This is a genomic window from Shimwellia pseudoproteus (genome assembly GCF_016415625.1).
GTDB classification, from domain to species: Bacteria; Pseudomonadota; Gammaproteobacteria; order Enterobacterales; family Enterobacteriaceae; genus Shimwellia; species Shimwellia pseudoproteus.
Genome location: NZ_WBXP01000009.1, coordinates 24,368 through 37,257, shown reverse-complemented (window position 1 = coordinate 37,257; position 12,890 = coordinate 24,368). Strand labels below are relative to the sequence as shown.

12 protein-coding genes are annotated in these 12,890 nt (G+C 53.9%); all 12 read left to right on the top strand.

The genetic code is table 11. The features are described from left to right. Window positions 1–14 precede the first annotated feature (14 nt). On the top strand, window positions 15–731 hold the full coding sequence (locus F9C28_RS05970) for a succinate dehydrogenase iron-sulfur subunit (protein WP_199014323.1): 717 nt from the start codon (window positions 15–17) through the stop codon (window positions 729–731). A 342-nt stretch (window positions 732–1,073) separates the two neighbouring features. Beyond that, a complete protein-coding gene (sucA, locus tag F9C28_RS05965) occupies window positions 1,074–3,884 on the top strand; it encodes a 2-oxoglutarate dehydrogenase E1 component (RefSeq protein WP_199014322.1) in 2,811 nt (936 codons plus the stop codon). Between the two features lie 17 nt (window positions 3,885–3,901). After that, the gene (gene odhB / locus F9C28_RS05960) at window positions 3,902–5,113 is read left to right on the top strand and encodes a 2-oxoglutarate dehydrogenase complex dihydrolipoyllysine-residue succinyltransferase (RefSeq protein ID WP_199014321.1); all 1,212 of its coding nucleotides are present in this window, start codon (window positions 3,902–3,904) and stop codon (window positions 5,111–5,113) included. 108 nt (window positions 5,114–5,221) lie between these two features. After that, on the top strand, window positions 5,222–6,388 hold the full coding sequence (sucC, locus tag F9C28_RS05955) for an ADP-forming succinate--CoA ligase subunit beta (protein WP_199014320.1): 1,167 nt from the start codon (window positions 5,222–5,224) through the stop codon (window positions 6,386–6,388). Further along, window positions 6,388–7,260, top strand: a complete 873-nt coding sequence (sucD, locus tag F9C28_RS05950) for a succinate--CoA ligase subunit alpha (RefSeq protein WP_199014319.1) — start codon at window positions 6,388–6,390, stop codon at window positions 7,258–7,260. The genes sucC and sucD overlap by 1 nt, the downstream gene beginning before the upstream one ends. 822 nt (window positions 7,261–8,082) lie before the next feature. Further along, complete coding sequence (gene cydA, locus F9C28_RS05945; protein WP_199014318.1) at window positions 8,083–9,651, top strand: cytochrome ubiquinol oxidase subunit I; 1,569 nt, start codon at window positions 8,083–8,085, stop codon at window positions 9,649–9,651. A gap of 15 nt (window positions 9,652–9,666) precedes the next feature. Beyond that, the gene (gene cydB, locus F9C28_RS05940; RefSeq protein WP_199014317.1) at window positions 9,667–10,806 is read left to right on the top strand and encodes a cytochrome d ubiquinol oxidase subunit II; all 1,140 of its coding nucleotides are present in this window, start codon (window positions 9,667–9,669) and stop codon (window positions 10,804–10,806) included. A 14-nt stretch (window positions 10,807–10,820) separates the two neighbouring features. Next, window positions 10,821–10,934, top strand: a complete 114-nt coding sequence (cydX, locus tag F9C28_RS05935) for a cytochrome bd-I oxidase subunit CydX (protein ID WP_199014316.1) — start codon at window positions 10,821–10,823, stop codon at window positions 10,932–10,934. Further along, window positions 10,934–11,227, top strand: a complete 294-nt coding sequence (gene ybgE / locus F9C28_RS05930; RefSeq protein ID WP_199014315.1) for a cyd operon protein YbgE — start codon at window positions 10,934–10,936, stop codon at window positions 11,225–11,227. The genes cydX and ybgE overlap by 1 nt, the downstream gene beginning before the upstream one ends. A 133-nt stretch (window positions 11,228–11,360) precedes the next feature. Beyond that, complete coding sequence (ybgC, locus tag F9C28_RS05925; protein ID WP_199014314.1) at window positions 11,361–11,765, top strand: tol-pal system-associated acyl-CoA thioesterase; 405 nt, start codon at window positions 11,361–11,363, stop codon at window positions 11,763–11,765. Continuing rightward, window positions 11,762–12,454, top strand: a complete 693-nt coding sequence (gene tolQ / locus F9C28_RS05920) for a Tol-Pal system protein TolQ (protein ID WP_199014313.1) — start codon at window positions 11,762–11,764, stop codon at window positions 12,452–12,454. The genes ybgC and tolQ overlap by 4 nt, the downstream gene beginning before the upstream one ends. Window positions 12,455–12,457: 3 nt before the next feature. Continuing rightward, window positions 12,458–12,886 (top strand): colicin uptake protein TolR, encoded by a 429-nt coding sequence (gene tolR, locus F9C28_RS05915; RefSeq protein WP_199014312.1) that lies wholly within the window; start codon window positions 12,458–12,460, stop codon window positions 12,884–12,886. The last annotated feature ends 4 nt before the right edge of the window (window positions 12,887–12,890 follow it).

Below are 12,890 nucleotides of genomic sequence, written 5' to 3'. Positions count from 1 at the left end.
CGCGGAGTCTGGTAATGAAACTTGAATTTTCTGTCTATCGTTACAATCCCGATGTGGACGATGCCCCGCGGATGCAGGATTACACCCTGGAGGCGCAGGAAGGCCGGGATATGATGCTGCTGGATGCGTTAATCCTGCTGAAAGAAAAAGATCCTACACTGGCGTTCCGCCGCTCCTGCCGTGAAGGGGTATGTGGCTCCGACGGTCTCAATATGAACGGTAAAAACGGCCTGGCCTGTATTACGCCGATTTCTGCATTGAGCGATGGCAGCAAGAAAATTGTCATTCGCCCGCTGCCCGGATTACCGGTCATCCGCGATCTGATTGTAGACATGGGCCAGTTCTACGCTCAATATGAAAAGATTAAGCCTTACTTGTTGAATAATGGAACAAATCCGCCAGCGCGTGAGTTTTTACAATCCCCGGAACAACGGGAAAAACTGGATGGATTATACGAGTGCATCCTGTGCGCGTGCTGTTCAACATCATGCCCGTCCTTCTGGTGGAACCCGGATAAATTTATCGGGCCTGCCGGGTTACTGGCAGCATGGCGTTTCCTGATTGACAGCCGCGATACGGAAACCGCGAGCCGCCTTGATGGGTTGAGCGATGCGTTCAGCGTATTCCGCTGCCACGGCATTATGAACTGTGTCAGTGTGTGCCCGAAGGGGTTAAACCCGACGCGCGCCATTGGTCATATTAAATCAATGTTGTTGCAGCGCAGTGCCTGACGGTAAATCGCTGATGTAATGCGCTTCCGCTCTGGCTTCAGGGCGGGAGTGTGATACATCGCAGAAAGTAGCAGGAAACCTCTAAAAACCGCCAATCAGGATCAATCACCGCGCGTTCTTTATGCCATAACAGATGGCGGAACGCCCCGCAATAGCCCTTCAGGGCGCGGGCATGGACCCAACCAGCAGATGCCGGTTGCAGCAGGTGAGTGGCAGTTTTTAAAGGTTCCTTTGCGGGCCATAACAATAATAGCCCGACAAAAGTGAACCCCGGTACGTACACCCCGGTGTGCGTGGTAGTTTCTACGGCGAAATAAGCATACAGATGCTTAAGGGATCACGATGCAGAACGGCGCGATGAAGCCCTGGCTGGACTCTTCCTGGCTGGCGGGCGCAAACCAGTCCTACATAGAGCAGCTCTATGAAGACTTCTTAACCGATCCTGACTCAGTGGATGCTCACTGGCGTTCTTTGTTCCAGCAGTTGCCTGGTACGGGAGCAAGATCGGATCAATTCCATTCCAAAACACGTGATTATTTCCGTCGTCTGGCGAAGGATGCCTCACGTTATACTTCTTCGATTACCGACCCTGACACCGATGTTAAGCAGGTTAAAGTCCTGCAGCTCATCAACGCCTACCGTTTCCGCGGCCACCAGCAGGCAAATCTTGATCCGCTGGGGCTCTGGAAACAGGATGCGGTACCGGATCTGGATCCTGACTTCCACCATTTGACGGAAGCCGATTTCCAGGAAAGTTTCAACGTGGGTTCTTTTGCTATCGGCAAAGAGACCATGAAGCTCGGCGATCTGATTGAGGCCCTCAAACAGACTTACTGTGGCTCGATTGGCGCGGAATACATGCACATTACCAACACGGAAGAGAAACGCTGGATTCAGCAGCGTATCGAATCGGTGGTGGGGAAAGCCAGTTTTAGCAGCGAAGAGAAGCAACGGTTTCTCAGCGAGCTGACAGCTGCAGAAGGTCTGGAGCGTTACCTGGGGGCGAAATTCCCGGGTGCCAAACGCTTCTCCCTGGAGGGGGGGGATGCGCTGGTCCCGATGCTTAAAGAGATGATCCGTCACGGTGGCAAAAACGGTACCCGCGAAGTGGTGCTGGGTATGGCGCACCGCGGTCGTCTGAACGTGCTGATTAACGTACTGGGTAAAAAACCCCAGGAGCTGTTTGACGAGTTTGCCGGTAAGCACAAAGAGCACCTTGGCACCGGTGACGTGAAATACCATATGGGTTTCTCGTCTGATGTCGAAACCGAAGGCGGCCTGGTACACCTGGCGCTGGCGTTTAACCCGTCGCACCTTGAAATTGTTAGCCCGGTGGTGATGGGATCGGTACGTGCGCGCCTCGATCGTCTGGATCAACCCGGCAGTAGTAATCAGGTGTTGCCGATCACTATCCACGGTGATGCCGCCGTAGCAGGCCAGGGCGTGGTACAGGAAACCCTGAACATGTCCAAAGCCCGGGGTTATGAAGTGGGCGGGACGGTACGTATTGTTATCAACAACCAGGTGGGCTTTACCACGTCTAACCCGCTGGATGCCCGCTCGACGCCGTACTGTACTGATATTGGTAAGATGGTGCAGGCGCCGATTTTCCACGTCAATGCTGACGATCCGGAAGCGGTGGCGTTTGTTACCCGCCTGGCGCTGGACTTCCGCAATACCTTTAAACGCGATGTGTTTATCGATCTGGTCTGTTATCGCCGTCACGGCCATAACGAAGCGGATGAGCCAAGTGCTACCCAGCCGCTGATGTACCAGAAAATCAAAAAACACCCGACCCCGCGCAAGCTGTATGCCGATAAGCTGGAGCAGGACAAGGTGTCCACCCTGGAAGATGCCACTGAACTGGTTAACCTGTACCGCGACGCGCTGGATGCCGGTGAATGTGTGGTGAAAGAGTGGCGCCCGATGAACATGCACTCCTTTACCTGGTCCCCGTATCTGAACCACGAATGGGACGAAAGCTACCCTAACAAGGTAGAAATGAAACGTCTCCAGGAGCTGGCTAAGCGCATCAGCACCGCGCCGGAATCCGTCGAGATGCAGTCCCGGGTGGCGAAAATCTACGGTGACCGTCAGCTGATGGCCAGCGGTGAGAAGGCCTTTGACTGGGGTGGGGCAGAGAACCTGGCCTATGCTACCCTGGTGGATGAAGGGGTTCCGGTACGTATTTCCGGGGAAGACTCCGGCCGCGGTACCTTCTTCCATCGCCATGCGGTGATCCATAACCAGCGTAACGGCTCTACCTATACCCCACTGGCCCATGTACATAATGGCCAGGGTGATTTCAAAGTCTGGGATTCGGTGCTGTCTGAAGAAGCGGTACTGGCCTTTGAATACGGCTATGCCACCGCAGAGCCGCGCACCCTGACAATCTGGGAAGCGCAGTTTGGTGACTTCGCTAACGGCGCGCAGGTGGTGATTGACCAGTTTATTAGCTCCGGTGAGCAGAAATGGGGCCGGATGTGTGGCCTGGTGATGCTGCTGCCGCACGGTTACGAAGGCCAGGGTCCGGAGCACTCCTCCGCCCGTCTGGAGCGTTACCTGCAATTATGCGCTGAGCAGAATATTCAGGTTTGTGTGCCGTCTACCCCGGCCCAGGTCTACCATATGCTGCGCCGTCAGGCGCTGCGCGGTATGCGCCGCCCGCTGGTGGTGATGTCACCGAAATCACTGCTGCGTCATCCGCTGGCGATTTCCAGCCTCGACGACCTGGCGAACGGGACATTCCTGCCGGCCATTGGTGAGATTGACACGCTGGACCCGAAAGCGGTGAAACGCGTGGTGCTGTGCTCCGGTAAGGTCTATTACGACTTACTCGAGCAGCGCCGTAAAAATGAACAGCAGGACGTGGCGATTGTGCGTATTGAACAGCTGTATCCGTTCCCGCACCAGTCGGTACAAGAGGCGTTAAAACCTTATGCCCATGTCCACGATTTTGTATGGTGCCAGGAAGAGCCGCTCAACCAGGGCGCCTGGTACTGTAGCCAGCACCACCTTCGCGAAGTGATTCCGTTTGGCTCCGCACTGCGTTATGCGGGCCGTCCGGCCTCGGCTTCTCCGGCTGTGGGTTATATGTCTGTCCACCAGAAACAGCAGCAAGATCTGGTTAATGACGCGCTGAACGTCGATTAAGAAGAAAAGGATAAATAATGAGTAGCGTAGATATTCTGGTTCCTGACCTGCCTGAGTCAGTGGCTGACGCCACAGTAGCAACCTGGCACAAAAAACCGGGCGATGCTGTCCAGCGTGACGAAGTGCTGGTCGAGATCGAGACCGATAAAGTGGTACTGGAAGTACCGGCATCGACGGATGGCATTCTGGATGCAGTGCTGGAAGATGAAGGCACTACCGTGACCTCTCGCCAGATCCTCGGCCGCCTGCGTGAAGGCAACAGCGCCGGTAAAGCCACCAGCGCGAAAGCCGATGAGAAAGAATCTACCCCGGCGCAGCGCCACACCGCGGATCTGGAAGAGCAGTCCAGCGACGCGCAGGGCCCGGCAATCCGCCGGCTGCTGGCAGAGCATAACCTCGACGCCAGCGCGGTGAAAGGCACGGGTGTAGGTGGCCGTATTACCCGCGAAGATATCGAAAAACATCTGGCGAAAGCCGTGAAACCGGCGGCGCAAGCCGCTGCCCCGGCAGCACAGCCGGCGCTGGCTGCGCGCTCAGAAAAACGTGTTCCGATGACCCGACTGCGCAAACGCGTGGCTGAGCGTCTGCTGGAAGCGAAAAACTCCACCGCCATGCTGACCACCTTTAACGAAGTCAACATGAAGCCGATCATGGATCTGCGTAAGCAGTACGGTGATGCGTTCGAAAAACGCCACGGTATCCGTCTGGGCTTTATGTCTTTCTACGTCAAAGCCGTGGTGGAAGCCCTGAAACGCTTCCCGGAAGTGAACGCGTCTATTGATGGCGAAGATGTGGTTTACCACAACTATTTCGACGTCAGCATGGCGGTATCCACCCCCCGTGGCCTGGTGACCCCGGTGCTGAAAGATGTGGATCTGCTGGGCATGGCCGATGTTGAAAAACGCATCAAAGAGCTGGCCATCAAAGGCCGCGACGGTAAGCTGACCGTTGAAGAGCTGACCGGTGGTAACTTCACTATCACGAACGGTGGGGTGTTTGGCTCCCTGATGTCTACGCCAATCATCAACCCGCCGCAGAGCGCCATCCTCGGGATGCACGCGATTAAAGATCGTCCAATGGCGGTAAACGGTAAAGTAGAGATCCTGCCGATGATGTACCTGGCGCTCTCTTATGACCACCGCCTGATTGATGGCCGCGAATCCGTTGGGTTCCTGGTGGCCATCAAAGAGATGCTTGAAGATCCGACTCGTCTGTTACTGGACGTATAGTGGGCCGGAGAGGCGCAAGCCTCTCCCCCTAAAGACCCATGCCGCTCTGTAACGGAGCGGCCAGTTAAGTGTTGAGCCGTGCGCTCCCTGCCTTAATGGAAAGAACATATGAACTTACATGAATATCAGGCTAAACAACTGTTTGCCCGGTATGGTCTGCCGGCACCGGTGGGTTATGCCTGTACTACTCCCCGCGAAGCAGAAGAAGCGGCATCCAAAATTGGCGCAGGCCCGTGGGTGGTAAAATGCCAGGTTCATGCTGGTGGTCGTGGTAAAGCGGGCGGCGTTAAAGTTGTCAGCAAGAAAGAAGATATTCGCGCATTTGCCGAAGCCTGGCTGGGCAAACGCCTGGTCACCTACCAAACAGACGCTAACGGCCAGCCGGTAAACCAGGTGCTGGTTGAAAGCGCCACTGATATCGCCAAAGAGCTGTATCTGGGGGCGGTTGTTGATCGCGCTTCCCGTCGCGTGGTGTTTATGGCCTCCACCGAGGGTGGGGTAGAGATCGAAAAAGTAGCGGAAGAAACCCCGCACTTGATCCACAAAGTTGCGCTGGACCCGCTAACCGGTCCGATGCCGTATCAGGGGCGTGAGCTGGCGTTCAAACTGGGTCTGGAAGGTAAACAGGTTCAGCAGTTCGCTAAAATCTTTATGGGCCTGGCGACCATGTTCCTCGAGCGTGACCTGGCACTGGTTGAGATCAACCCGCTGGTTATCACCGGCCAGGGCGATCTGGTTTGCCTGGATGGTAAAATCACCATCGACAGTAACGCCCTGTTCCGCCAGCCGGAACTGCGTGAAATGAACGACGCCAGCCAGGATGACCCGCGTGAAGCCCATGCGGCGCAGTGGGAACTGAACTACGTTGCCCTTGATGGCAACATCGGCTGCATGGTTAACGGCGCCGGTCTGGCAATGGGCACCATGGATATCGTTAAACTGCACGGCGGTGCACCGGCTAACTTCCTGGATGTTGGCGGCGGCGCAACCAAAGAGCGTGTAACGGAAGCCTTTAAAATTATCCTCTCCGATGAAAACGTTAAAGCCGTTCTGGTGAACATCTTTGGCGGCATCGTACGTTGCGATCTGATTGCTGACGGTATCATTGGTGCCGTTGCCGAAGTGGGCGTTAGCGTACCGGTGGTGGTGCGTCTGGAAGGTAACAACGCCGAGCTGGGCGCCAGCAAACTGGCAGAAAGCGGCCTGAATATTATTGCAGCGAAAAGTCTGACGGATGCAGCTCAGCAAGTTGTAGCCGCTGTGGAGGGTAAATAATGTCCATTCTGATCGACAAAAACACCAAAGTTATCTGCCAGGGTTTCACCGGCAGCCAGGGCTCCTTCCACTCTGAGCAGGCGATTGCTTATGGCACGCAGATGGTCGGCGGTGTTACGCCAGGTAAAGGCGGCACCACGCATCTGGGCCTGCCGGTCTTTAATACCGTGCGTGAAGCGGTAGAAGCCACAGGCGCGACCGCCTCGGTTATTTATGTTCCGGCGCCGTTCTGCAAAGACTCGATCCTGGAAGCTATCGATGCGGGTATTAAACTGATTATCACCATCACCGAAGGCATTCCGACCCTGGATATGCTGACTGTGAAAGTGAAACTGGACGAAGCCGGTGTGCGCATGATAGGGCCAAACTGCCCGGGCGTTATCACCCCGGGCGAGTGCAAAATCGGCATCCAGCCGGGCCACATTCACCTGCCGGGTAAAGTCGGGATTGTCTCCCGTTCTGGTACCCTGACCTATGAAGCGGTTAAACAGACTACCGATATCGGCCTCGGCCAGTCCACTTGTGTGGGCATCGGCGGTGACCCGATCCCGGGCTCTAACTTCATCGATATCTTGAAAATGTTCGAGGAAGACCCGAAGACGGAAGCCATCGTGATGATCGGTGAAATCGGCGGCAGCGCAGAAGAAGAAGCCGCGGCTTACATCAAAGCGCACGTGACCAAACCGGTAGTGGGCTATATCGCGGGTGTGACCGCGCCGAAAGGCAAACGTATGGGCCACGCGGGGGCGATTATCGCCGGTGGTAAAGGGACGGCTGATGAGAAATTTGCCGCCCTGGAAGCCGCAGGCGTGAAAACCGTCCGCAGCCTGGCAGACATTGGCGAAGCGCTGAAAACGGTGCTGCCGCAGTAATAATCAAAAGATAATAACGGTTCGACATGGTTGGCCACCCTTATGGGTGGCCTTTTTTTGCCTGTTTTCGGGGGGCTGTACCGGGGGATAGTAGGGGAGGGGATCACATTTCGTGTGTTTTTTCTGCGCAGGGAGAAATGCCATTACCGTTTGTTATTTCGCCTTATATATCGCCAGAGAATAAGAATAACTAACCTTATGTATTATATGTCTTATTTAGCCGTTATTACGGCCAGGTATTATTTTAGACATTGATCAAAAAATGCAGCAACAGTAATGCAAACGCCCGGATCGCATTTCCGGACAGGGATAATGACGCAAATTCATCATAATTTGAATTATATCACCGGACTATATTAGTGCGTCCCTTTTGTTCTTTTTATGTTATTTTTAATACATATTAATAACAAATTAATCACTAATTGATTTTTAATGCCACGTTATTTAACAATGCAGTAAAAAATTGATTTAGATCAATATCTAACTATGGGATTTAAATGCTGTAAATTGGAATTTTGTCTCAGATCAAACTAGCGCTGAGGTGCTAAATTAGCTATAAATTGACGCGCATTCAGAAACGCAAATTAAGGTAAGCAAAAACCTATTTATTGTAAGGTCATTGCGGCGTAATATATTGCGGAGTCTTTTGTAATTTCATTAACGTATTTGCAACCGTCAATCTTTGAGCTATTACCTTTAAGAGCGTGATTTTCAAAGATTGCCAGGCTTCATGTAAATATTTGGTATTGGGGCATGTATCATCGGGCGTCACCCACGGAGTAAAAAAGGTGACAACCCACGAGCGAGGAGCAAGGAGTCAAGATGTTAGATATTGTCGAACTGTCGCGTTTACAGTTTGCCTTGACTGCGATGTACCACTTTCTATTTGTGCCGCTGACGCTGGGTATGGCGTTCTTGCTGGCAATTATGGAAACGGTGTACGTCCTGTCTGGCAAGCAAATATATAAAGATATGACTAAGTTCTGGGGCAAGTTGTTTGGGATCAACTTTGCGCTGGGTGTCGCCACTGGCCTGACGATGGAGTTTCAGTTCGGGACTAACTGGTCTTACTATTCACATTACGTCGGCGATATCTTCGGTGCCCCTCTGGCAATCGAAGGTCTGATGGCATTCTTCCTTGAATCCACCTTCGTGGGTCTGTTCTTCTTCGGCTGGGATCGTTTGGGCAAAGTTCAGCACATGGCGGTTACCTGGCTGGTGGCGCTGGGCTCCAACCTGTCCGCGCTGTGGATCCTGGTGGCCAACGGCTGGATGCAGAACCCCATCGCTTCTGATTTTAATTTCGAAACCATGCGAATGGAGATGGTGAGCTTCTCCGAACTGGTCCTTAACCCGGTAGCCCAGGTGAAATTTGTTCACACCGTGGCCTCGGGTTATGTGACCGGCGCGATGTTTGTACTGGGGATCAGTGCCTGGTACATGCTGAAAGGGCGCGACTTTGCTTTTGCGAAGCGCTCTTTTGCTATTGCGGCCAGCTTCGGCATGGCGGCGGTGCTCTCCGTTATCGTGCTGGGTGATGAATCCGGCTACGAAATGGGTGACGTACAGAAAACCAAACTGGCAGCCATTGAAGCGGAATGGGATACCCAGCCGGCCCCGGCGGCGTTTACGCTGTTTGGCTTGCCGGATCAGGATGCCCAGGAAAACCACTTTGCTATCCAGATCCCTTACGCGCTGGGCCTGATTGCCACCCGTTCGGTGGATAAACAAGTGACCGGCCTGAAAGATCTGCTGGCGCAGCATGAGGCGCGGATCCGTAACGGGATGACGGCCTATAAATTGCTGGAAGAACTGCGTAATGGCGCCACCGATCCGGCTATCCGGGCGGACTTCAATAATGTGAAGAAAGATCTCGGCTACGGGTTGTTGCTAAAACGCTACACGTCAAACGTGACTGACGCGACAGAAGCACAAATCCAGCAGGCGACAAAAGACTCCATCCCGCGGGTTGCGCCGCTCTATTTCGCGTTCCGCATCATGGTGGCCTGTGGCTTCCTGCTGCTGGCGATTATCGCACTGTCATTCTGGTCGGTAATTCGTAACCGCGTTGGCCAGAAAAAGTGGCTGCTGCGCGCGGCGTTTTTCGGTATCCCGCTGCCGTGGATTGCGGTGGAGGCCGGGTGGTTCGTGGCCGAATATGGCCGCCAGCCCTGGGCAATTGGTGAGGTGTTACCAACCGCGGTGGCTAACTCATCGCTGACCACCGGGGACTTGATTTTCTCAATCGTACTGATCTGTGGCCTCTATACCTTGTTCCTGGTTGCTGAAATGTTCCTGATGTTCAAGTTTGCCCGTCTGGGGCCGAGCAGCCTGAAAACTGGCCGTTATCACTTTGAGCAGTCCAGTGTGGCTTCTCAGCCGGCACGTTAAGACAGGAGTCCAGAAATGATTGATTATGAAGTATTACGTTTTATCTGGTGGCTGCTGATTGGCGTGTTGCTGATTGGCTTTGCCGTGGCGGATGGCTTTGATATGGGGGTCGGCATGCTGACCCGTATTCTTGGCCGTACGGATACTGAACGCCGGATCATGATTAACGCCATTGCCCCGCACTGGGACGGTAACCAGGTCTGGTTAATCACCGCCGGTGGTGCGCTGTTTGCCGCCTGGCCGATGGTGTACGCTGCGGCGTTTTCCGGCTTCTACGTGGCCATGATCCTGGTGCTGGCATCGTTGTTCTTCCGCCCGGTAGGCTTTGACTACCGCTCGAAGATTGAAGACAGGCGCTGGCGCAATATGTGGGACTGGGGCATTTTCATCGGCAGCTTTGTACCGCCGCTGGTGATAGGTGTGGCCTTCGGTAACCTGCTGCAGGGCGTGCCGTTCCATATTGATGAGTATCTGCGCCTTTACTACACCGGCAACTTCTTCCAGTTGCTCAACCCGTTTGGTCTGCTGGCCGGGGTGGTGAGCGTGGCGATGATCATTACCCAGGGGGCGACCTATCTGCAAATGCGTACTACTGGTGAGTTGCATCTGCGTACCCGCACGACGGCGCAGATTTCGGCGCTGGTGATGATGGTGTGCTTCGCGCTGGCCGGGGTATGGGTGGTCTACGGTATTGATGGCTATGTGGTGACCTCTGCGATGGATCATCATGCGGCGTCTAATCCGCTGACCAAAGAAGTCGCCCGGGAAGCCGGGGCATGGATGGCAAACTTTAACCATATTCCTGCGCTGTGGGCGATCCCGGTGCTGGGGGTGGTGCTGCCGCTGCTGACGGTGCTGATGTCCCGTGTGAATAAAGGCGCGTGGGCGTTTCTGTTCTCATCACTGACGCTGGCCTGCGTGATCCTGACTGCCGGTATCAGTATGTTCCCGTTTGTGATGCCGTCCAGCACGATGCTGAATGCCGGTCTGACCATGTGGGATGCAACGTCCAGCCCGCTGACGCTGAGCGTGATGACCTACGTTGCCATTGTGTTTGTGCCGCTTATTCTGTGCTACACCACCTGGTGCTACTGGAAAATGTTCGGGCGCATCACCAAAGAGCATATCGAAAGCAACACCCACTCTCTGTACTAAGTAAGGAGTTAACAATGTGGTACTTTGCATGGATTCTGGGCACTTTGCTGGCTTGTGCTTTCGGGATCATTACCGCGCTGGCGCTGGAACAGGCGGAAGCCACCAACGCCGCTAAAGAAGAGCATTAATGAAGAATATTATCGCAACGCTGTATGCGGTAATGGACAAGGGCCCATTGCGGGCCCTTTCGCTGCTTATGGCTCTGGTACTGGCCGGTTGCATGTTCTGGGATCCGGCGCGGTTCGCCGCCCGGACCAGTACACTGTCAATCTGGCACGGATTGTTCATCATGTGGGCGGTGTGCGCAGGCGTGATCCACGGTGTGGGGTTTCGTCCGAAAGCGCTGCACTGGCAGGGAATATTTTGTCCGCTGCTGGCGGATATTGTCCTGCTCGCGGGGCTGATTTTTTTCTTTTCCTGACAATTACCTTACTCATATATTTATGGGCTGACCTACGCCCATAAATATTTATCTGAAGCTCGTTCCTTCCCATTCCCAACCCCCATCAGCTTGCGTATAGTAGCAACGTTTATTTGCATTACCGGGATGTAGAGTGAGTACAAATATTTTCAGATGGCCGGTTCGTGTCTATTACGAAGATACCGACGCCGGTGGTGTGGTTTACCACGCCAGTTATGTGGCCTTTTATGAACGGGCACGTACTGAGATGTTACGCCATCATCAGTTCAGCCAGCAGGCGCTGATGGCGGAGCGAGTTGCATTTGTAGTCCGCAAAATGACCCTAGAGTATCTTGCGCCTGCCAGACTCGACGATTTGCTCGAAATCCAGACGGAAATCACATCAATGCGTGGGACCTCAATGATCTTTACGCAGCGAATCGTCAACGCCGAAAATCGAATCCTCAATGTAGCCGAGGTGACCATTGTCTGTGTTGATCCACATGTCATGAAGCCCAGAGCGCTTCCCAAGTCTATTGTCGCGGAGTTTAAGCAGTGACTAACATGAATATTATTGATTTGTTCCTCGAGGCAAGCCTCCTGGTCAAACTCATCATGTTTATTTTGATTGGTTTTTCCATTGCATCCTGGGCCATCATCATCCAGCGAACGCGCATCTTAAGCGCTGCCTCTCGTGATGCTGAAGCGTTTGAAGACAAGTTCTGGTCCGGTATTGAACTGTCACGCCTGTATCAGGAGAGCCAGGGCCGCCGTGACAGTCTTGCGGGCACTGAGCAGATCTTCTACTCCGGTTTTAAAGAGTTTGCCCGGTTGCATAAAGCGAACAGCCACGCCCCGGAAGCCATCGTTGAAGGGGCATCCCGTGCGATGCGCATTTCAATGAACCGTGAGCTGGAAAATCTTGAAAACCATATTCCGTTCCTCGGTACTGTTGGTTCCATCAGCCCGTATATCGGCCTGTTTGGTACTGTCTGGGGGATTATGCACGCCTTTATCGGCCTGGGTGCGGTAAAACAGGCCACCCTGCAGATGGTTGCGCCGGGGATTGCCGAAGCGCTGATCGCCACCGCGATTGGTCTGTTCGCCGCGATTCCGGCGGTCATGGCATACAACCGTCTGAGCCAGCGGGTGAATAAGCTGGAACTTAACTACGACAACTTTATGGAAGAGTTCACGGCTATTTTGCACCGTCAGGCTTTTAGCTCCAGCGACAGTAACAAGGGGTAAGTCATGGCCAGAGTGCGTGGGCGGAGCCGGCGTGAGGTTAAGTCCGAAATCAACATCGTTCCGCTACTGGACGTTTTGCTGGTGCTGGTACTGATTTTTATGGCTACCGCACCGATCATCACCCAGAGCGTGGAAGTTGACTTACCGGATGCTACCGAGTCGAAGACGGTTGCCAGCAATGATGAGCCGCCGGTGATTATCGAAGTGTCCGGGGTTGGGCAATACAGCGTCGTGGTGGATCATGACCGTATGAGCCAGCTTCCTGCGGAACAGGTTATTGCTGAGGCGCAACGCCGTCTGCAGGCTAACCCGAAGACGGTTTTCCTGATCGGTGGCGCCAAAGAAGTACCTTACGATGAAATTATTAAAGCGCTGAACCTGTTGCATAAGGCGGGTGTGAAATCAGTAGGTTTGATGACACAGCCTATTTAATTGC